Genomic DNA, 22592 nt, shown 5'->3' on the forward strand with positions numbered 1-22592 from the left:
TTGGTGGATGTGGGGACGTTTTGGGCGTTTGGCTGGGAGGCTGAGGCGCGGGGTGTTTACTCCAAACCGATCTGGCGATACGCCTCTTCCAGGACTTCCGCGCTTTCCATGAGTTTCTCGTGCTCGGGTTCGGCGAGTGTGAGTTCGAGGTGTTCGACGGCCCCGGCGCGGCTGATGAGCGTGGGGATCGAGAGGCAGACTTCGTGCAGTCCGTACAGGCCGTGAAACTGGCGGCTGACGGTGTAGAGAGAATGCTGCGAGTGCGAGAGGGATTCGGCCAGGCGCACCGTGGCGAGGCCGATTGCGAAGTGCGTGGCGCCTTTGCGTTCGATGATTTCGTAGGCGGCGCGGCGCACGTCTTTGCTGATCTCGCGCTTCTGATCATCGCCGAATGGAATGCCGTGCAGGCGACAGTATTCTTCGACGTGAAAGGCGCCTATCATAGCGCGGCTCCAGACCATGACTTCGCTGTCGCCGTGCTCGCCGATGACGTAGCCGTGCACGTTGCGCGGTGCGATGCGGCAGTGCTGGCTGATCAGTTGGCGGAATCGTGCGGTGTCGAGCACCGTGCCCGAGCCGAACACGCGCGAGGGCGGCAGGCAGGAGAGCTTCAGCGCGACGCGCGTCATGATGTCGACGGGATTCGTGACGATCAGGAAGAGCGCTTCGGGGTTGTTGACGGCCAGCCTTGGGAAGAACGTTCGATAGATGTCGACGTTGCGGCGAACGAGATCGAGGCGGGACTCGCCGGGCTTCTGGGCCACGCCGGCGGTGATCACGACCAGGTCGCAATCGGTGAGGTCGGGGAGATCGATAACGCTCAGCGAAACGTTTTTGGAGAACGGGACGCAGTGCTGGAGGTCCATCAATTCGCCTTCGGCGCGACGGCGATCCATATCGACCAGCAGGATCTCGTTCGCGACGCCGGCCTGGATCATCGCATAGGCGGTGGTGGAACCCACGGCGCCGACGCCGACGATGGCAATGCGTTCGATTCCACGACTTGGTTTGGCGAGCATTCACGCCTCCTGACACCGGAATGCCGCCCTCACCCAATTCCCAAAAACGTTGATAGCAATTCCCTCGCCCGCACGGCAAGCGTAAGGCTGAGATCGGTTATTGCTCTTCGGTCGTGCGGATGGATTCGAGTCCGAAGAATTCGGCGCAGGCGGTGTTGCGCCAGTGCTCGGGGTCTTCGGTGATATCGTCGAAGTGAATCGTCTCCGGCTCGTCTTCGATGGGCGCGACGACGAGGTTCATTTCGCCGTTGGCGAGCGCTTCCTCGATACGGGCGTAGCGTGCTTCGAGCAGTTCATCGTACGGGGTGGCCTTGCCGAGCGATTTCGCCGCTTCGATCGGATTGTCCGCCGTGCCGAGCAGACCCGCCAACAGGATCAGTCGTCCCGCCAACTGCACGTGCTTCCAGTGAGGGATTTCTTCGAGGGCGGAACGACGGCGCCACAATTCAGCTCCGGCTGCGAGCGATGCAAACGCACCCAGCAGGAAGAAGAAATAGATCACGCCGAGTGTACGATCCGGCGGATCGTCGCCAATGCTCCACGCCGCGGGGAAGAAACCCGCGTACCCGATTCCAACCGCAACGACCGGCATTGCCCAGAGCATCCAGCGCGGGCAGTTTGCGAGATACTGCGCCGACCAGCGGATCGCAAACGGCAGGGCCAGGATGCATGTGCCGATCAGAACGGGCTCGAACAACCAGGCGAGGATGTACTCCGTACCAAACGAAAAGGTCATACCCAGTGCACCGAAGATTCCGGGGTGGGACTCGACGGCTTCCATGCGTTGCGAATTACCCGGCGCGAGGATGACGATCGCTGCGCCCATGCCTGCTGCGAGCAATGCGGCAAGCCAATGGTATCGCGACTCGGCCCGCAGATAGAACTGCGCCGCGGTTCCGAGGGTCAGGATTCCACAGAGCAGGAACATGGTGGTTTCGTTCATTCCCGCCGTCAGGATTGCCAGGACGATGATCGGGATCGGCAGCCACTTCGGCGGCGAGTTAGCGGCTCGCACGAGCGTGGCGAGAAGCAGAAGCACGAGGATGCTGGCGGCGGTGTATGTTCCGGCGCCTTCGACCCAGTAGAAGGCCTGCGGAGGACCTGGGACGCTTGCCAGGAAAATGACCAGCGCTCCGGCGGCGGCGATGAGGATTTCGCGGCGGGACGCGAGGTTCCCGGCAAGTGTGCGAATCAGCACCCAGATCCCCCCGAACATCCCGAGCAGGTGACCGACCGGGACGATCCAGTAGAGATCGGGATCAAGCTTCGTGATTCCGAGGAATGCTGTGATCAGGATCGTCGAGGCCCATCGTCCGGACCATTCGAGGTACCAGTATTTCTGGACGGCCAGGAAGCCGTGCTCGCGGACACTGGCCGCGTAGGCGAAGTCGTCCGCCATCGGGTGACAGAAGAACGCCAGGATCAGGAACATCGCCGGAATGATCACGTACAGCGCCAGAATCACGGTGCGTGGGAGCTTTCGGGCGAAGAACTCGGCTGTCGGATTCGGCGCGGCCATTCGGTTTCCTTTCGTTGAGGAAAGGAGTAGGTGGGCCGCCGTACCGCCACAAGGAAAAGACGGCGGGGGAGGAGGGCCTCCTCGATGGGGTGCTTACTCTTGCGTCGCGATGCTCTTCTGTTCCTAATGGAGGTACGAACGGAACCCGAAGCGAAAGGACGGCAGGTCGGCCGGGCCCGCCGGTGAGAGCACGATGCACCGAAACTACCGAGTCAGCGATCTGGATCCGCGGCGGCTGTACGTCCTGCCGCTGGGGGTCGGGGATGCCTTCACGAGCCTGTTCTTCCACACGAGCTTCCTGCTGATCGCCGAGGGGAGGGTGGTGCTGGTGGACTGCCCCGCGCCGCTGCGGCGGATGGTGCACGATGCCGCACGGAAGGCTCGTCTGGACCTGCAGGTGCGGGACATCGATCACGTGATCCTGACGCATATGCACGGCGACCATTGCAACGGGCTGGAGGAGTTTGCGTTCTATAAGCGCTTTGTTCTCAATGCCCCAAAGCCGCATGTCTACATGCTTCCGGAGGTCGAAAAACCTCTGTGGGAGAAGCGGCTGTCGGGCGTCCTGGAGGAGATATCGATTCCCGGCACCGATGTGCCTGCTCGTCGGAAGATGGACGACTACTTCCAGATCCACCATTGGGAAGAGGATGAGTACCAGCACCTCGCCGAGATCGGGTCCGAGCTTGAGTTCGTGATCCGCCGAACGAAGCACTTCATCCCGTGCTTCGGGATGCGCGTCCGGCTGCACGATTTTTCCGTCGGGTACAGCGCCGACACGGCTTACGACCCGGAGCACATTGACTTCCTGAAGAGCGCCAACCTGATCGTCCACGAGACGGGGCATGGCTCCGGACATACGCCGTTGGACAAGCTGGCTGCTCTGCCCCACGATATCCGTTCAAAGATGTCCCTGATTCATGTGCCCGACGATTTGAACGTCTTCGATTGCAGCATACCCGTGATGAGCGAGGGATCGCTGTACGAAGTTGGCTCCGGACGCGATCCAAAGATTATCAACGAGGTCGCACAGCCTACCTGAGGCTGTCGACGATTGAGGAGAGGTAGTGGTCATGACTCGTCAAGTTCAGCAGACTTTCTACGTGGTGTTGCCCCATCAGCCGCCCGATGTCGGTGGGTCGGTGCGCCCGATCTCGCGCCTGGTGAAGGAAGAGGAAGAGCAGATCCGGCAGCGTTTGCTGATCCCGACGTTTCAGATCTTCCGACGCTATGCGAATCGCTCGAACGCCGAAGGTTTCCGGAATCAGCTGCACGCGCTCGGCGTAGAGACCTTCATCGTGTCGGACACGGAGTTGAAAGGGCACCTGTTCCTGTGGGCGAAGCGCGCCGACCAGGGCGCGGGCGGGCTGGCCATTCGCGACTTCAGCGATCAGCCGCTGTACTGTCCGTTCGAGGACTTGCGCGCGATCACGATCGGAACGGTGCAGCGCGAGGATGGCTCGAAGGTTCAGGTCATCGATTTGCAGAGGAAGTCCACACCGATCACACCGCGTATCGATACGTCGCTGTTCGATTTCGGCGCGATGATGAACCGCCAGGACGCCGGTGTGGAGCAGTTCCTGGAAGTGATCGAGACGGCCGCCGACATCAAGGTGGATCGGGACTTCGATGCCATCGCCGACCACATGCCCCAAGTGCGGGAAGCGTTGGCCTCGCATCCGGGCGAGTTTCCACCGGCGGCCGATGCTATCGAGGTCGCTTATGATCGGCCGTACATGAAGAGCTACAATCTGTACAGCTTCCTGTACCGCGCGCGGCTGATCAAGATGGACGAGTTGCAAGCGGGCGACGATCCTACGGGGAAGCACCGTCAACCCTAGCACATCGGAAAATGGAATCTATTCAATCAACTCCCGGTGCCTCTTCCCTCCTGATTTTGGCCGCGGCCGCCGGGCTGCTTTTCCTGCTGATCGTGGTGGTGGCGCTGGCGGTGTTGCTGCGTCCGAAACCACGCGAGGAATTTCCCTATGTGACCCAGCCGGTCATGACGGATGCCGAGCTGGCGTTCCACCTGGCGCTGGCGGACTGCGTGCCGACGGATACGATTCTGCTGTCCAAGGTGAGACTGGCGGATTTCCTGGAGGTGAAGGCTCAGCCCGGGGAGCACCTACGTTACTTCGGCCGGATCTCACAGAAGCACGCGGACTTTCTGCTGATCGATGCGGCGAGTTCGGACCCGCTGCTGGTGATCGAACTGGACGATGCATCGCATCGGCGATCGCAGCGCACGATCGACAGCGATGCATTCAAGGACAAGGCCTACGCCGCGGCAGGCATACCGATCCTAAGAGTGCCGGCGGCGCGACGGTACGACCGGGCCGATCTGGAAGAGAAGATCGCCGAAGCGCTGGAGGCGTGAAGGTCGTTAGCGGGGAACGCGTAGAAAGCCCATCCTAAGCAGGAAGAGGTTCCCATGAGCGAGCACGATGCCGGCGTTCCGTCACCGCCGCCGACGCCCTTCGAGCAGGAGCCTGACGGACCGGTTCCCCCTCTCGTAAGGGAGGATGCGCCGGTTGCGGAAAGTCAGCGCATCGACAGCCTCGATCTTGTGCGCGGCGCCGCGGTTCTCGGTATTCTGATCGTTAACGGGCTGAGCTTTGGAATGCCAACAATGTCCTTCTCGATTCCGGGCATCTGGGAACCGGCGGGTGGGATACACGCGATCGCATTCGCCTTTGTCTACCTCTTCGCGCTCGGGAAGTTCTTCTCGCTCTTCTCGATGTTGTTTGGCGCGGGCTTGTGGCTACAGACGAACAAGACGCTGCGAACGGGTCATTCGCCGGCGCCGATTTACTTGAAGCGCCTCGCCGTTCTGCTCTTCATCGGACTCATACATGCCTTTCTGATCTGGCACGGCGATATTCTCGTCGTGTACGCCGTGGTGGGCCTGATCGTGTTCCTGTTACGGAAGCGCTCGAACAAGTTTCTGCTTTGGACGGCGGCGATTCTGCTCATCGCGCCGATCTTCTGCTGCAGCGGTCCGCTCAGCCTTGGAGGGGCGGTCAATACAGAGGCCCAGCGTCTCAACATCCGCCACAAGGTCGCCGATATGGACGATCCGCCGCTGGAGTGGAAGGTTTTCCTGGAGGAGCACTTCCCTTCGAACTGGTCGGTGGCGGAGCCTTTCCTGGATGAACCCTTCAAAGAGCGAGTGGCATTGTATGGCCAGTATTACATGACGCCGCTTGGCGCCTCGCTGGAGGCGCACACTTTCGCCGATGGCCCCTGGGGAGAGATCATGGCGTTTCGAGGAATCTCGACCGTTTTCTTCTGGGTCGCCGGCGTTCTGATGTTCGGCTACTCGGTGCTGGCTTACATGCTGTTGGGGATTGTCCTGATGCGGAGTGGCATCTTCTCCAATCCGGCCGCCCATAAGCGCCTTCTCGAGCGGCTTGTGGTGTGGGGGCTTCCGATCGGATTCGGCATTCAGCTCGGTGCGCTTTACCTGGCCTACACGGACGATCCTGGATTCCACGCGCTGGCCGGCGCAATCCAGCCTCTCGGGGCAATCGGCATGACCGGCGCGTATTTCGGGATTCTGATGCTTGCCTGCCGGAGTGAGAAGTTCCTGCGCGTCATGGCGCCGCTGCGGGCCTGTGGGCGGATGGCATTGACGAACTACCTGATGGATTCCGTTGTCTTCACCCTGATCTTCTATTCGTATGGCCTTGGGTACTTCGGGCAGTTCGGTCCGGCGACGATCCTGCTGTTTGTGCTGGGAATGTGGATCGTTCAACTGACCCTGAGTCCACTGTGGCTGAAGGTGTTCCGCTTCGGTCCGATCGAGTGGCTGTGGCGCACGATCACCTACGGCCACTTCCAGCCGATGCTCCGTTGAGTCAGTAAGTCAGCAGGCCTGACGGTGCGGGTTCGGGCACGAATTCCAGATCGGCGATCGCGGGCACGTGATCGGACGCGACGGAATCGCTTGAATACAGGCCGTATTCAGTCAGGACATCGTTCGGAATATCCCGTGTGTAGAGACAATAGCTCTTCTTCAATGTCGCGGCATCTTCGCCAACGAGGATGAAATCCAGCTTCCCAGGGGCAAAGGATCCGTTCGGGTTCTGCCATGTGAACGCCTCTCGGGTGTGCGTGTGGCGCAGGGGAGCCGAAGTCAGAGAACCACGTTCGCGGGCGGGGGAGAAGTTCGGCCCATACGTAGCTTCGTTGATGAACGTGCCGTCTCGCAGAGTCTCCAACTGCCGCACGTAGCCGACCATATTAAAATCCCCGACCATCACGACGGCCTCATCTCCGGAGGTTGTGAATGGTCCTGTGTTCTCCATTGCATTACGCCAAACTTGAGACATTCGATCGTGTTCGCGGTCCCTGCCCGAATTGTCCTCGCAGCACGGTGTGTGTGCGTTGATCACAACGAGATCGCGGTTCGAGATCCCCGGCGGAAGGTCGATCAGGCTGACGAGGTTTCCATCCGAAGCCACCGAAGCTGCGATCGGCCACCGACTGACCGTGATGCAATCACTTACCTCGGCTGCGTACCAGTTGCCCTCGAGGGCATCGGCGACGAAATCGCGCGTTGTGGCAGCGGACCACCGGTAGACCTCTTGGAAGTTCACGATGTCCGGTTGCGTGGCCTGCAGGATTCGAGTGAAAGGTGCGGGATTCGAGTCCGGCGAGTCGCTGTGGACATTCCAACTCAGGATTCGGACGTCCGTGGCATCGATGCGGTCGATCGTGATTGGCTCGGCATCCGGCGCCCCTGTCGCAAATGAGTAGGAGACCGTGCCGGTATCCGGCGCGTAGTCACTCGAGCCAATCGCGAAGTAGAAGGAAACTGAGTCCGAGCCCTGAAGCGGCATTCGATCCCGTTCGAAGGCGATCTCGAATTGTGAGGCGGAATGGGTCGGGGCGCTGCGCACGCCGAAATCATTCTGCGAGGACCACACGGGCGATGTCGGTGTCTGGTAGTAGTAGATTCCCCGGTATCCGAAATAAGCGATCAGATCCGCCCCGATGCCTCGGGTTTGGAATCCCGTTTCGGCAGAGCCATCCGCATCGAGGAAGAGTTTCAGTTCATTTCCGGCCTCGGAACTGGGGTCGTTTTGGAGGATCGTCTCTCGGGTCACATCGACCCGGAAGTAGAGGAAGTCATCGTCGTTTGCTACGTAGATGGTGCCAAGATCCTGACCGGTGGATTCCAGGGCGTCGTCGACGACGGGAGTAGCGGCTCCCCAATCGTCGAACTGACCATCAACGATGATCGGAAGCGCTTCGGCGTGGAGTAGTAGCGGTTGGCAAGCGAACAGGCAGAAAAAGGTCAGCGCGATCCGGTTTGGTAGTGCCAATATGTACTCCTGTCTGTGTGGAACTCGTTCGCAGGAATTCTGTTCCGGCTTGGCGCCAAACAATTGTTTTGCTTGAATTCAGTGCGGCGGATTCTTCCTAATCACGAGGAACGAGAGAAGTATATACCCGTGTCGCACTTTGTGAAGCGGAATATTTGGGTGAATCGGATCATCGGGGCGGCGAAACCAAGATGAGAGGATCTCGCATTGTCTGGGTGTTGAGGTGGATGGCGGTGCTTATGGCACTCGTCTTCGTGGGGTGGGGTGCGGCTTTGCTGCGAGGAGCCCAGCGTGAGAAAGCCCAGGTTGCAGAGGGGGCTTTACTCGCGAGCCGCCTCGACTCCGTTCAGAGTAGCGTTCGGAATCTGAACCGCGCGCTGCGTCCTGCCTCAGGTCTTAATTCATCAAATATCGACGAGACCTGGGACCGCGCGCACGGGGAGTACGCTGCGGCCGTCGAATCTCTCGCGTCCGACTCGTCTTTCTTTCCGGCAATCTCGGAAACGGTCGGTGAGATGAACGACCATGTGGTCGCCATGTCCGATCTCTATCCCGAGGCGGCGGCCTTCCGCTTGGGAGATGCTTCTGAGCGAGAATCGGAGGAGAATTTCCTGCTGGAAAGCGCACTGGCGCTCGATCGCGTGAACGACGCTACCAGTGAGGTCCGTCATCAGATGGGGCTTCTGTCGGTCAGTCTCGATCGGCGTTGGAGTCGACTGCGCACCATCGTCATCGTCTCATGTCTTCTGGCGCTTTGCCTGGGCATTATGCTGCTGATTCACCAGCGGGATCTCGATCGACGCATGCGAGTGGAGCACGATCTGCGAAGCGCGCTCGATTTCAGCGAGGAAATTGAACGGCTCGGGCACGCCATCAACGGCAACACCGAGATTGAGAAGATTCTGGATCACGTTTGCCAGGCCGTGCTGCGGCACTGCGGCATTCCCCACGCTTCGATCATCTACCGTTCGCCGTCTACACACCAACTTACAGAAAGCGTGACGACCGTTCCAGAGCAGCAGGCCGCCGGCGTGACTGTCCACAAGGAAGTGCGAAGCGAAGGCGGGCGCACGCAGCACATTCTGAAGAATCGCGAACGCATCGTGATGGAAGACATTGCGAACGATCCGTTCGAGCAGACCGATCATCTCTCGAATCGATTTGGCATGCGCTCCTACGTTGGGATGCCGGTCGAAGCAGGCGGCGAAGTGCTTGGCGTCATGTACGCCATGTCGCGGGAACCGAGGTCGTATGACAGCCGTGTGCTGCGGCGACTCGAGCAACTGGCGACGCAGGCCGGTGCCGCGTTGAGCAACGCACATCTCTTCTGGGAAGCGAAGCAGCAGAACCTGAATCTCGAAGAAACCGTTCGGCAGAGGACGCAAGACCTGGAGCAGGCGAACGTCGACTTGCGCAATGAGATTACCGAGCGAACGCGCACTGAGCAGGAACTGGAGTCGTCGCTCTCGATCCTGCGTGGTACCCTGGAATCCACTGCCGACGGCATCATGGTCGCCGATAAGAACGGCGATGTCGTGACGTTCAATCGGAAATTCCTGGATATGTGGCAACTCCCCCGCGACCTGGTAGAAGAGGGCGGTCACTTGAAGGGAATGGAGATTGCCAAGGATCGATTGGCCGATCCCGAGGGGTTCATAAAGCGCGTTCAGGAATTGTACGAGAATCCCGAGAAGGAAGCGTGGGATACGCTGACCTTCGCGGACGGGCGGATCATCGAGCGCTACTCGCTGCCGCAACGCAGCGGAGGCCAGATTGTCGGGCGCGTGTGGAGCTTCCGCGATATCACGCAGCGCCGCCGGGCCGAGGAGCGTTTGGCCTTCCTGGCCTATCACGATGCGCTGACGGAGCTTCCGAACAAGGCGGCGTTCGTCGAGCGCCTCGAAAAGGCGGTGCGCTCTGTGCGCGCCGGCGAGGAAGCGGATTTTGCCGTCCTGTTCCTCGATCTCGATCGCTTCAAGCTGATCAACGACGCGATGGGGCACATCACAGGCGACAAGTACCTGATCGCGGTTTCGCGCCGGTTGGAACGTTGCGTTCGCCCAGGGATCGATATCGTGGCGCGCTTCGGCGGGGATGAGTACACGTTCTTCCTCGACGGCGTTCGCGATTCGATCCAGGCCGGACAACGGGCGGATGAAGTGCTCGAGATTCTCTCCGAGCCGCTCGACCTGGAAGGTCACGAAGTCTATCCCACGGCGTGCATTGGGATTGCATTGGCAACGATGGGTCACAATACGGCCGAAGATATTCTGCGCGATGCGGACACGGCAATGTATCGCGCGAAGGCGCTCGGGAAAAACCGTTACGCGATCTTCGATCGTCAGATGCACGATCACCTGCTCCAGATGTTGGCAGTCGAAACCGAATTGCGGCGCGCCATCAGTGGCGGCGAGTTGCGGACTCACTACCAGCCGATCGTCGATCTTGAGGAACGACGCGTTGCCGGCTTCGAAGCGTTGGTGCGTTGGGAGCATCCCGAGCGCGGCGTGATTGCACCGACGGATTTCATTCCAATGGCCGAGGAATCCGGGCTCGTGATCGAAATCGGCGAGTGGATGCTCTCCCAGGCCAGTCGCCATCTGGCGCACTGGCACAGCGGCCGAAACGGAAAACCGCTGCCGTACGTGACCGTGAATATTTCCGGGATTCATTTCATGCAGCGGGACTTGCTCGACGTGATCGAGCGTTCGCTTGAAGAAAGCCGCATCCCGCCGAACTTCCTTCGTATCGAGTTGACGGAGAGCGTCTTCATGGAAAGTGCCGAGTGGACGAGCGACATGATCGGGCGCCTGAAGGCGATGGATCTGAAGATCCTGATCGATGACTTCGGCACGGGCTACTCATCGTTGAACTATTTGTATCGCTTCCCAATCGATGCGTTGAAGATCGATCGCAGTTTTGTCAGCAGCCTCGGGCGCGACAACGATGCGTACGAGATTGTTCTCGCGATCGCGACGCTGGCGAGAGCGCTCGGTATGGATGTGATTGCAGAAGGTGTCGAGACGCCGGAGCAGATGAACATCATCCGCGAACTGGGCATTCGTTACGTGCAGGGATTCCTGATTTCGCGTGCCGTCCCGATGGATGAAGCCGAAGCGCTCCTCGACAACTTGCCGGCGTTGTACTGACGTTACGAGCCGGAGGCCGGCACCTCTTCTTCCAACGGCGGGAGTTCCTGACGTTTCGCGACCGCGAGCCCGCCCTTCGGATCGATGCGATAGATGCGCACCATGTCGTCCATATAGATCAGAACCGGCGCATCGATGGACTTCTGATACATCCAGACTTCCGGCGTTTCGAGGGCGCGCAGGACTTCCCGGCGAAGTCGTGGATCGTGGCGCAGCAGTGCTTCGTGAACCACGATGTACCGCACATTGAGTCGTCTGAGCGATGGGCCGATGTGCAGCGGCGACCAGTCATGTACCCATTTCATCTTCACAAGCGACACGCCGGGGAAGTACGTTGCGACTTCGATCAGCTTGAGATTCTGCATCGACATGCGCGAGTCCCAACCCCAGAGCACGCCCTTCTGGTGCTGGGTCCCGTAGTACATCGACCAGTGCTGGCCGCGGATGTATGGAATGTCCATGACGCCAAAGAGCCCGGGTTGTTTCGCAATCTGCTGGAGGGCGGGGATCTCGGCGGGATACATGAAGCGCTCCGGCCAGTTTCTGGGTGTGATCTCGATGCAGTGGGCCATGATTGCGAGCATCGCCAGGAGGGCGCGCTCCCAGCGGCGTTTCAGAAGTCGGCAGGCGAACAGGATTCCGTAGCCGGAAAGGAATGAGGTCGCGAGTTGCCCCGTGATGGCAAAGCGGCGGATCTCGCGCATGGCGCCGAAGATCGGCAACTTCATGAAGGCCATGAACGGTCCGGGAATGAATGCATGATCGGGCCGAGGATCCGTCCAGGACATTAGCGGTCCCATGGCAAGCAGATGCGCCGTGATTGCCAGCGCCAGAAGGAAGCGCGTTTCCGGTCGTTTTGTACACAGCCCGAGAAGAGACAGGATCAGCGCGACCCATCCGATGTACGATGCGTACCGGAATCGCAGCTCCGGCGGCGGCTCCTCGTCATTCGGTTCGTAAGCCGGTTGGGACTCGCGATATTCCTTTGCGAGTTCCTTTGTCAGATTGCCGACATAGGGATTGAACGTTGGCGGTAGGATCATTTCGGACAGGGTCGCGCTGCCGTATGGAGCATGTTCGACGAGGTTGCCTTGGCCCGAGATCAGATCGCCTTTGAATGCGTTGTAGTTCTCGGCCAGTAGAGGGCCGGTCAGTAGTGCGGCGATGGCAGCGGCGGCAAAGACCTGGCCGATGGGGCGCCACTTGCGCGCAATGGCCCGGTCGCACAGGAAGACGAAGCTGATCGTTCCGACGTGTGCCAGATTCTGGACGGACAGCCAGGTCGAGAAGCCGGCAGCCAGCCCGGCGAACAGCGTCCATCCCCAGGCGCGGCGACGGTCTTCTTCGCCGCGAAGTCGAAGGATCGCGAAGAGGAAAAGGACGTTGCCTTCCATAGCCGACAGCCAGGGGACGGCGTGCAACTCGGCGTATCCGCCGCTCCATCCGGCCATCCAGCCGAGGACGACGGCCGGAGCGAAGCGCTTGTCGAAGAGCCGACGCCCGACGAAGAATCCAAAAAGTCCCACCGTCACGGGCGTTGAGAGGACGATCAGGTTGTTCGCGAACCAGGGCTTCGCGCCGCCGCCCAGAAGCGCCGCCAGCATTTCCTTCAGCAGGCCGTTAGACATGTGGGCGAGGGGCATCCCAAAGGGGTAGAGCAGGCGAGGGAAGAACCAGATGGAATCGGCCCGGCCGGCCAGGACCTCTCCGAACCACCAGATGCGGTAGGCGGCGTAGGAGCCTTCCATCGGGACAAGGTTGTGAGCCAGGAAACCGGTGGCCTGGGGCAGGAAAAACAGGACCAGGACGGAGTAGATCACCGCGACCGCCGGGTACTGAAACCAGGCGCGATCGTACCAGCGGAGTTTGGACACCGTCTCATCCATAGGCTAGTCGATTCAGCCCGCGGGCGTGCGGGTGTCAAGCCCCCCAACCGGCAATTGACCCCCGGGACGGGTCGTGCATAGGATTTGCTCAACAATGGGCAGCCCCCTCTCAGGGGCATGCGGGACTGCTCCTAGCGCGCCTGAGACCCAGGCCTGGAGCACTGAAGAGAGGATACTTATGTCGGATTTTCGATCCATCCCGGAGGTCTTGGAGACCCTGAAGGCCGGGCGGATGGTGATCATAGTAGATGACGAGAATCGCGAGAACGAAGGCGACTTCGCGGTCGCGGCGGAGTTCGTGACTCCGGAAGTCATCAATTTCATGGCGAAGCACGGCCGCGGGTTGATCTGCGTGGCGGCTCCTTCGGAGCGCCTGGAGGAGCTTGATCTGCCTCCGATGGTACCGCGGAACACCTCGAGCATGCGGACGAACTTCACGATCTCCGTCGATGCGACAGACGCCGGCACCGGGATCAGCGCCGCCGATCGGGCGAAGACGGTTCGCGTGTTCACGAATCCTGACGCTCGGCCCCAGGATCTGCTTCGCCCCGGGCACATTTTCCCGCTGGGCGCGCGCGATGGCGGAGTGCTGGTTCGCGCCGGACACACGGAAGCCATCGTGGACCTGTGCCGACTGGCGGGGGTCTCGCCGATCGGTGTGATCTGCGAGATCATGAACGACGACGGGACGATGGCGCGCCTGCCGAATCTGCGCGAGATCGCTCACAAGTATGACATTCCCCTCGTTGCGATCCGTGATCTGATTTCGTATCGTTCGCAAAACGAGACACTGGTTAATCGCGTCGTGACGACCCAGATTCCGAATCCGTACGGGCTCTGGAACGTGCACATGTACGAGAATCTGCTGAACGGCGAGGAGCACATCGTTCTCGAGCTGGGCGAGCCGGCCAAGCAGGAGAGCGCCCTGATCCGCGTGCACAGCAAGTGCTTCACGGGCGACACGCTGTTCTCGTATCGGTGTGACTGCGGCCCGCAGCTCGAGGCTGCCATGGCGCGCATTGCCGACGAAGGCCACGGCGTGATCATTTACATGGATCAGGAAGGCCGCGGGATCGGCTTGCGTCACAAACTGATGGCTTACAATCTGCAGCAAAAGGGCCTGGATACCGTTGATGCGAACCTGCACCTGGGCTTCAAGCCGGACATGCGGGAGTACGGTATTGGCGCGCAGATTCTGCGCGACCTGGGCCTGGAACGCATTCGCATCATGACGAATAACCCGACGAAGATCGTCGGCATCAATGGGTTTGGCCTGGAGGTTGTCGGGCGCGTTCCGCTGACCGTCGGCCATCATCGTTTCAACGAGGAATACATGCGGACGAAGAAGGAGCGGATGGGGCACATGCTTGACCTCAGCCTCGATACCTGTTCCAACACGATTCCGGACCCGATGCGCGAGATCGAGCAGGGCGAGAAGTTCAGCTCTGAGGACGCGCCGCATCCTGAGACTTCGAATCCTCAATAATCAAAGGAACCAGTCATGCCCAAAGAACTGCACGGCGATCTGAATGCCACGGGAATGCGCTTCGCGCTCGTGGTCAGCCGCTTCAACTCACTGGTGACGGATGAATTGCTGAAAGGCGCGATGGATTCGCTGACTCGTCATGGGGCGAATCCGGACGACCAGCTTGTCGTCTGGGCCCCGGGCGGATGGGAACTTCCCCTGACGGTGCGCACCGTGCTTGCCAATCAGGAAGGCCTCGACGGCGTGATCGTTCTCGGTTGCGTAATGAAGGGCGCGACGACTCACAATGAGTATATCGCCGCGGAAGTTGCGAAGGGCCTTGCCCAGGTTGGGCTCGAATCGAAGTTGCCTGTGACGTTTGGCGTGCTGACGCCGAACTCGCTGGAGCAGGCGCTGGAACGCTCCGGCCTGAAGATGGGCAACAAGGGTTCGGAAGCCGCCGACGCCGCGATTGAGATGGTCAGCCTGATTCGCAAGATGGCTTAGGATTCACTTCAACCCACATATTCACAAGTTTGACAGAATGCCAACTCCGTCCCTACTTTATGGTAGGGACGGAATGTGTTTCATGCACTTCTTGCAATGCTCCGGATGGTTTCGCCGATTTTGCCGCTTTAACCTTGCGGGAGGGGTGGTTTCTGTCTTAAGAACTACAGACAGAGCGACAGAAACAACGAAACTTCCCACGCGGCCTCTGACCTTTCGAGCATGGTGCGCGCGTAGAGCCATTGGCCGTGGCAATTTTCTCAGGGTGAATGCATGAGAATACCAAAAATCTTTGGTAGGCTCGGGATGCTATTGCTTCTCGGGCTTGCTTGTCATTCTGGGGCGCGTGCTCAGGACATGATCCGAGTCCTCGACGCCCTCACAGTGGATCAATCGGTCTTTCCCGACTTCACGGGCTACAATCAGCTGTTGATGGTCTCGTCGATCGATAGCGATAAGCCGAAGGCGTTGCCGGATCAGATTGAGATCAGCACGGAAATCTGGAATCTGGCCGCCACGAAGATGCTTCATCAGGATCTGCGTGTTTACGATACGAGCGCGCTGACGACCGATACGCTGTTCCTGACGCGATTGGAACTGAGTCCGGGAACGTGCCTCACTGCCGGTAGCTACCTGATGCGTGTGCATTGGGATCCGAATAATGTGTTGGGAGACGACACACCGGCGAACAACGCAGCATTCACAGCAGCACTGACCGTTCAGGTCTATGGCGACAGAATGCTGTTTGGCCCGATCGAAGTCGATATCACCGATGTCGCGTCCTACAACAGGACGACTGGGGAGTTCAGCGGCACGATCGCGTGGGGAAACATCAAGGACATCCCGACTGGCACGATTGTGATCTCGCCCGTCGGAGCACCGGACTGTGAAGCCAGCGTGGTTTCCGGCACAGTGCCTATCTCGTTGCCTCAGCCGTACAAACCGATCGCTGGGGATTGGGAGTACTTCTCCTCGAATGTTACTCTCGATTCCACGGGATGCGAGGGCGACTTCCAACTGCCGCTTCCGGCTGGAGTGTGGTACAAGACCACCTATGGGTTCCCGCTGTTCCTGGAGGAGCCGCTCGATCTTGGTACAGCGCGGCTGGATCAGAATCGCGTCATTGTTGGCAGTTTCGGTTTCTTTCCCGGCGAAATGGAAGTCGTGAAGATGGCGAACGAGCCGTTCTGGATTCGTTTCACCGAAGCGCGATGGGAGGACGCATCTGGTTTTGTGCTTCTTGACGCCGAACCAATCTACATTCACCAGGATGAATTCGATTATTCCGGTGACACCAGGGCGTCCAATGACGGTTTCCTGTACAATACATCCTCGATTCCGACCGGCAAAGCGTACATTAATCCGGATGGAGTGGAGGTCGCTCTGGAATCGACTGCACCTTCTACGTTCAGAATGGGTTTCCCGTTTGGTTGGGAACTTCAGGATGTCACGTGGTATCTGGCGTATGGAGCGAATAGACTGCAGGGTGGCCACGAGAATGTCGCCAAGCTGACGGTGACGCACAACACCGGGTCTTGCGATGGGGGAGCAGCAACCAACACCATCGTGTACAGTGGGCAGGACTTCGAGTTGGGCCTGGACGGGGCGATGCTGAAGAATGCAGTGCTGACTGGATCGGATCAGCAATTCGGCTTCGAGACCTTCAAGATCGGCCCAGTTACAGCGCCCGGCATGCTGTTCTTCCCTGGTTGGGTGGCAATGGGCGACAAGGATGTGAAGCAGATCCTTTCGCCGGCGGAGTACCTGCTGCAGGGGCGTTTGGACCTGGAACTCGATCCGGCGACGGTCGTTCTTCCCGGCGAACAAAAATATGCGATCGGTGAAGGTTACTACGCCGGCTTGACGCTGGAGCGCCCGGATCTGACCGGCGTTGAATTCTCAATGCTCCTGGCGTGCGCGGATGCTCCGTTCGTCGCGTCCGAGTTCAACAAGTTCTATCTGCGGCGCGGGGGATTCAGCGGGACGCTCGATGCTTCAAAGAACAGCCCCGCACTCGGTAATCCGTTGATGCTGTACGGCGCCTACGAGACGACACTGAAGAAATTCACATACTTGTTCCTGGATAACGAGCAGGCGTTGAGTAGCGATATCAACGGCTCGATCTACTTCCCGTTCCCGTCGGACGCGACGTTGGACTTCGATCGAATGAGTATCGAGAAGTGCGGCGGAGTGGGTGAGACACCGATTCGTCGGACAGAGAGCACGCTGGCTTACTGGGATGCGGACTTCGGCTTCTCCTACATGGAGTTCCGCGATGTGGATCCACCGAACACGATGAACTGTGGCGGCGTTACGATTGACGAGAAGACGTTGTGGACGCGCAGCTCGAACAGTATCCCGCAGCTCAATCGATCCGTGCTCGTTGAGACGAATCTCCTCGGCAACGGCGACATTGCCGACAACAAGATCATCGGTGAGGTCGCGAACACGCTGCAGGGCTGGAACTTCGCACTGCGCAAGGTTTACTACTCGGCGTGGGACGGCACGAGCAACTACAACGGCAAGACTGTTCTCGTGGGCGATATGAGATTGCCCTTCTGGGGGCTGCGCACGTTGCAGGCTGTGATCGATCTCGGCGGGCTGCCGGAGGTCTTCGATGGTCGGCCTTATGCCACTTCGCCTCCGGGCGATATCGATCCGAATCGCGACGCGTTCCCGGATTCGAAGCCCTCGATCGATACGATTGCGGAGTACCTGGACGATCCGGATTTCCGTCCGTTTGTGGATACAAGTTTCGCGGGCATCGTAGATCTTGGATATCCCGTGAAGTACAACACCATCGCGCGCGAGTTCGGAACCGTCACTGGCGAGGAACTGACCAAGGACCTCGTCGTTGTCGATGTCGACTCGAGCATTCGCTACATTTCGCAAGCACGGACGGAGATTCTCTTCGGCGTGCAGTACGATGGCCTGCCGATGCTGAATATCGGCAGCATGCTGAGCGACTTCACCGATCCGGTTGTGCAATCGCTCCTGTCCGAGATTCAGTCGGGCATGGACGATATCAATGACGCGCTGGGCGCGAACTTCACGGATGCGCTTCGGCCGGCGATGATGGACGTGACGCGTCCGTACGTTGTGCAGGCCGTCAACGAGATGAAGACCATCGCGGCGGACGTTGACGGCTACGTCAGCGATCCGGCCCTCGATACGACCGTCGACGACCTGGTCGCCGATGTGCGCACGAATCTTCAGGGACAGATTCGCAACGCGACCGGCCCCGTTCAGGCGCAGGCCACGATGGTCCTTGCGCGGCTCGATGAGTTGGAAGAGATCGTCGGGCGGTTGAACATCGAGCAGATTCGTTCGATCATGGAAACGCTCGTTGCCTACACCGGCGTGGACGCTTCCGGGATCGAATCGGTGCTCGACGATGTCGAGTCGGCCCGCGCTTACCTGGTTGAGGATGTCATCAACGCACAATTGCGACCGCGCATCGAGGAGTTGAATCAGATCCTCGACGACGCCGGGAACCTGACGTTCCTGGACGACATCATGGCAGATAACGCGGAGTACCTCGACGCGATCAATCGCGTTGACCAGAAGCTCCACGACTACCTGGCCTCTGTACGTGGGAATGCCGCGACGATCCGGAACCTGGATCCGGAAGTCGTCAATGCGCTGCTCGTGAACGAGTTCATGAACACGGTTCTCGTGCAGCAGCTTGAGAATGAAATGCAGAAGGTCTTTGAGCCGCTGCGCCAGCAGATCGAGAGCATCTTCAACTCGTTCTTCTCGTCGCTGAACGGCTACGTGCTGCAGTTCCTCGATTCGATCGAAGCCTCTATCAACGACGCGATCACCGATCTGAATGACGTGATCGGCGTGAAGGCCGCGGAGATGAACGGCTACGCAACGATTTCTGGCGAAGTGCTGGAACGTCTCCACATCGATGCGAAGTTCGAGATGTCGGAGCCCAATGATCTCTCGTACCGCGGTGCGCTGGACATGCAGCGCTTCGTGAACGACACCGGGGGTGCCGTCTGCGGTGTTCCGGCCGGGGGCTCGTCGATTCGTGTCGAGATCGCCGCTTACGGAATTCCAATTTCCTTCGGCTACGGCGATCTGACGGCAGACGAGATCGCGCTGTTACTGCGCCTGATCGACGAGGGAAGCGGGCCGTACCTGTCCGATATTGGCGGGCACATCAACACAACCGGCGAGATGGATTTCGAGGCTCTGAATATCTTCGATCCGAAGTTCGGTGCCGGCGTTGGCGCGAATGAGAACTACGTTTACTTCGCGACCGGCATGGAGTTCGAAGGTTACACCATCGAGGGCGGTATCTTCCTTGGGCGCAGTTGCGACGGGATGAAGATCCTCGAAGTCATCGATCCGGAAGTCGGCAATGTGTTGGAGGTCACGGAGATCTTCGGCATCTACGCGTTCGGCGAAGGACCGATTCCGATCGTCGACTTCGGGTGCGTGCTGCGCGCGAATGCGACGGTGGGCGCGGGCTTCTGGTACTTCATCAACGGCCCGATGTACGGTGGCAAGCTGACCGGCGGATTTACCGGGCGTCTGGCCTGTGTTGTGGGCTTGCGCGGCAAGTTGACGCTCGTCGGCGGCAAGGACGCGACCAGCTACTTCTTCAACGGAAACGCCTGGGTTGCCGGCGGTGTGGGCTGGTGCAGCCCGAGCAAGTGGAAGACGCCGCGCGACGTCCGAAAGGACGATTGGTGCTACACCTGCATTGCATACCTCGATCTGATCTACCGAAATGACTGGAGTGTGGACTATAGTGTCGACTGCGAATAAGACAACGATCCTGATGCGATCACTGATCGCTGCCGTGGCGTTGATCGCCGCACTGATTGCGGGCGCACCAACGCTGAAGGCCCAGCCTGCGCCCCCGACCGTGATGCCGCTGTTCTTCACCGCGGTTGTCGGTGGCGACTTGCCCTATGGCCGGCGTGTGCTGTTGCGCTGGTATACGATGGACAACGTGGGAGACCTGGAATCCGCCGTGATTTTCCGCACGGACGGTTCGGGCAATCGCGTGAAACTCTCCGTCGTGAAACCCGTGCGCAACGAAGCGGCTGTCCTCGGCCTGTTTGCGCGGCCGGGCGAACATCGTATTCGCCGCGATGCGAACGAAGTGCTGACGCGCATCTTCGGGCCCGACGCGGCGCTGGATGAGAATTTCGGTGCGCGCGTGATCGAGCTCCTGGAAGGCACTGACGATTCCGACTTTGGCGCTTCGCGGCGACTGTTCCTGGTGCAGGGCAACTACGGCTTCGCCCTGGCTGAGGGCCTCGGCTATCTCGACTTCGTCGATCCGGGCAATGGCCCGTATGAGTATGAACTATGGGAAGGCGACGCGGCCGGAAATCCGATGCGTGCGATCGGCGATATCAGTGTCGCCGTTTCCACTCCGGATGAATTGCCCGCTCCGACGAATCTCCGCGAGGTCCAGTTGGTCGCGCGCGATGGAGCGACGCCGGCCCTGGCAAATAATCAGCGCATCTACCTGAACTGGGATGTGCCGCCGGAACTGGAGTCGCTTGGGCCGATCAGCTTCGGTTACAATGTCTATCGTCTGGATCGTTTTCTCAATACTGGCGAGACATTCGATGACGTGGAGAACGAGGTTCACAAGATCAACGACGCGCCGATTCTGGCGCCGTCTCCGATCGAGGGCGAAGACCCCAGCCAGACCTACATCTACGTCGATGCCGGCGATTGGCTGGAAGGCGGCGACCTTCTTCCCGTCGGGGCAACGTACACATACTTCGTGCGTGCGCGGGACCTGCTCGGCCAGGAAGGCGTTCCGAGCGATCCACTCAAGACGACGGTGCGCGATACGGAAGGCCCCGGAACGCCGGATGGTCTTGCGATCATTTCCGATCTCGATGCGAACACCGAACCGATTCTGCAGGCCATGTGGAACCAGGTCGACGATGCAGCGGGCTATCGCCTGTATCGCTATCAGGACTACACGCACGTCAGTCGTCGCGGGCCGTTTGCCGATATCGGCGGCTTGACCGAAGGCTTGATTGCCGATGTCGCGCCGCCTGCGAATCCGGGCGACAAGGTTCGCTTCCTTGACATGGATGTGAATAACAGCCAGTTGGGCAAGACGTTCTGGTACTGCGTTTCCGCCGTCGATCTTGCCGGCAATGAGAGTCCACTCTCTCCGCCCAGCTATGGCGCGATCGACGATGTGACGGGTCCTTCGCTCAGCGACAACATCGGGTATTGCGTGACAGTTAACAATCTTGGCGTGGAAGCGAGCCGCGTCGACAAGACGGGCCTTCCATCGCCCGGCTACTGGGATCCGTCGCTGAAGTTCGTTCCCAACGATCCGATCGTCGTGATCGGTCGTGCGTATCGACTGTTCCCCGGCAATCCCGATGTGCTTGTTGCGGAGATTCACTTCGATGGCCGCGCGAATGAAGTGAAGTACGCGAGCGATCCGATGCCGTGGGTGACGACGCAGGCGGAATTGCCGACCTATCGTTTCGAGTTTGTTGCGATCGATGGGAAGACAGCGTCTGCGACCCAAGGTCCGCCAAGCGAGTGGCTTCCCGGCGACGAGCGCCCGGAGTTCGTGGGTGTTGCCTATCCGGGACCGGCTGAAGGCCAGGCCTGCGGCGATCTTGAAGTTCCCGACATGGTTTGGGTGACGCCCGGTGGCAATGAACCGCCGGTGGATTTTGATGTTCCCTGCGGCGAAGGTGTGGAATCGGTTCGCCTCTATCGCAGTCTCGATGGGTGCCAGACCTATGATTTTGTGGGCGAGTTCCCCTGCGAGGGCGGAACGATCAACATTCCGGATGACTTCCATATCGAGGGCATGGCGGAGGTGTGCTATCAGTTCCGCGGCGTGGACGAGCATGGCAACATCGGGCCGGCCTACACCAGCCCGATCACGTTCACGATCGCCGGCGAGATTCCGAATCCCACGATGATCGAAGTTGTCGCCACCGGCACGTGGGAGAATCCCGGAGTCGACCTGGTCTGGATGGGCCCGGAGGCTGGCGTGAATCACTACCGCGTGTTTTTCTCGCAGTTCAGTGAAGATCCCGAGCGACCTTTGGAATTCGCGGTTTACGATCTCAACTACGATCCCTCGACTTCCGAGTTCGTCCAGAAGACAAGCTTCATCGACCGCGACGGGACCATTCTGGATCCGGCCGCGGAGTATGAAGTGCGCGTCGAGGCTGTTCTTGGAAACGGCGTTTCGAAGGCCAGCAACGTGATCCCGTTCCAATGGGGAGCGGCGGCGTTGCAGGAGGGCGAGTTCAAGTGGCCGCCCCGTCCGTTGCCGCCAACCGTCATGCACCCGTACCCCTTGGCGTTCTTCTTTATGGAAGACAAGGGCATGCTGGTGCGGATCAATCGCGAGCCGTTGCGCTACGACAAGAACTACGTGATTGAAGCACTGGTCCCGCAACCGCCGTTTATGGTCTGGCGTCAGCGTACGGATGTGCCGGATCAGCCCTGGATTCCGGTTTCGCCAGTGATTGAATCGATCAAGACGAACTTCGGTGCGTTGGTGGATCCGTTCTTCCGCATTCGACCGGACTCAAATGGCTATCACCTGTTCTTCCTCGACAACTCCGGTCATGCAGTCAACGCGGAGTACGATTACCTGCTCCTCGATCTGAACGAGGAAACCTATGAAATCGACCGCATGATCGGACCGATACCATCGTCCACCGTGATGACGCCCTGATAACGAGATTAGTGTTAT

13 protein-coding genes are annotated in these 22592 nt (G+C 59.6%); 9 read left to right on the forward strand and 4 right to left on the reverse strand.

The window, feature by feature from the left end:
- Positions 1-56: 56 nt before the first annotated feature.
- Both KQI84_17445 and KQI84_17450 read right to left on the reverse strand, forming a co-directional pair.
- Positions 57-1019: an L-lactate dehydrogenase gene (locus KQI84_17445; protein ID MCB2156664.1), complete on the reverse strand. Its 963-nt coding sequence runs from the start codon at positions 1017-1019 to the stop codon at positions 57-59.
- A 97-nt stretch (positions 1020-1116) separates the two neighbouring features.
- Complete coding sequence (locus KQI84_17450; protein ID MCB2156665.1) at positions 1117-2538, reverse strand: hypothetical protein; 1422 nt, start codon at positions 2536-2538, stop codon at positions 1117-1119.
- Between the two features lie 193 nt (positions 2539-2731).
- Here KQI84_17450 and KQI84_17455 point away from each other — a divergent pair, with 193 nt between their 5' ends.
- Genes KQI84_17455 through KQI84_17470 form a run of 4 tightly spaced genes read left to right on the forward strand, consistent with a single transcriptional unit; the run spans position 2732 to position 6397 of the window.
- On the forward strand, positions 2732-3580 hold the full coding sequence (locus KQI84_17455) for an MBL fold metallo-hydrolase (GenBank protein MCB2156666.1): 849 nt from the start codon (positions 2732-2734) through the stop codon (positions 3578-3580).
- Positions 3581-3611: 31 nt separating this feature from the next.
- Positions 3612-4379, forward strand: a complete 768-nt coding sequence (locus KQI84_17460) for a hypothetical protein (protein MCB2156667.1) — start codon at positions 3612-3614, stop codon at positions 4377-4379.
- 11 nt (positions 4380-4390) lie between these two features.
- A complete protein-coding gene (locus KQI84_17465; protein MCB2156668.1) occupies positions 4391-4918 on the forward strand; it encodes a DUF2726 domain-containing protein in 528 nt (175 codons plus the stop codon).
- A 54-nt stretch (positions 4919-4972) separates the two neighbouring features.
- Positions 4973-6397, forward strand: a complete 1425-nt coding sequence (locus tag KQI84_17470) for a DUF418 domain-containing protein (protein MCB2156669.1) — start codon at positions 4973-4975, stop codon at positions 6395-6397.
- 1 nt (position 6398) lies between these two features.
- Here KQI84_17470 and KQI84_17475 read toward each other — a convergent pair whose 3' ends face one another.
- Positions 6399-7868 carry an endonuclease/exonuclease/phosphatase family protein gene (locus KQI84_17475; protein ID MCB2156670.1) on the reverse strand — a complete coding sequence of 490 codons (1470 nt, stop codon included), beginning with the start codon at positions 7866-7868 and terminating at the stop codon, positions 6399-6401.
- A gap of 239 nt (positions 7869-8107) precedes the next feature.
- On the opposite strand from KQI84_17475, the gene KQI84_17480 reads away from it, so the two are divergent.
- On the forward strand, positions 8108-11017 hold the full coding sequence (locus tag KQI84_17480) for an EAL domain-containing protein (protein MCB2156671.1): 2910 nt from the start codon (positions 8108-8110) through the stop codon (positions 11015-11017).
- Between the two features lie 2 nt (positions 11018-11019).
- On the opposite strand, the gene KQI84_17485 is transcribed toward KQI84_17480, so the two are convergent.
- A complete protein-coding gene (locus KQI84_17485; GenBank protein ID MCB2156672.1) occupies positions 11020-12891 on the reverse strand; it encodes a hypothetical protein in 1872 nt (623 codons plus the stop codon).
- A gap of 190 nt (positions 12892-13081) precedes the next feature.
- On the opposite strand from KQI84_17485, the gene KQI84_17490 reads away from it, so the two are divergent.
- The 4 genes from KQI84_17490 to KQI84_17505 all read left to right on the forward strand — a co-directional run bounded on the left by KQI84_17490 (position 13082) and on the right by KQI84_17505 (position 22574).
- Positions 13082-14389, forward strand: coding sequence for a bifunctional 3,4-dihydroxy-2-butanone-4-phosphate synthase/GTP cyclohydrolase II (locus tag KQI84_17490; protein ID MCB2156673.1), 1308 nt, complete (start codon positions 13082-13084; stop codon positions 14387-14389).
- Between the two features lie 15 nt (positions 14390-14404).
- Entirely contained in the window at positions 14405-14875 is a 471-nt protein-coding gene (ribH, locus tag KQI84_17495; protein MCB2156674.1) for a 6,7-dimethyl-8-ribityllumazine synthase, read from the forward strand.
- 357 nt (positions 14876-15232) lie between these two features.
- Positions 15233-19654 (forward strand): hypothetical protein, encoded by a 4422-nt coding sequence (locus tag KQI84_17500; GenBank protein MCB2156675.1) that lies wholly within the window; start codon positions 15233-15235, stop codon positions 19652-19654.
- Positions 19638-22574: a fibronectin type III domain-containing protein gene (locus tag KQI84_17505; protein MCB2156676.1), complete on the forward strand. Its 2937-nt coding sequence runs from the start codon at positions 19638-19640 to the stop codon at positions 22572-22574. Before KQI84_17500 ends, KQI84_17505 begins: the two co-directional genes overlap by 17 nt.
- Positions 22575-22592: the final 18 nt, after the last annotated feature.

This window comes from bacterium, assembly GCA_020444065.1.
Taxonomy (GTDB): Bacteria; Sumerlaeota; Sumerlaeia; order SLMS01; family JAHLLQ01; genus JAHLLQ01.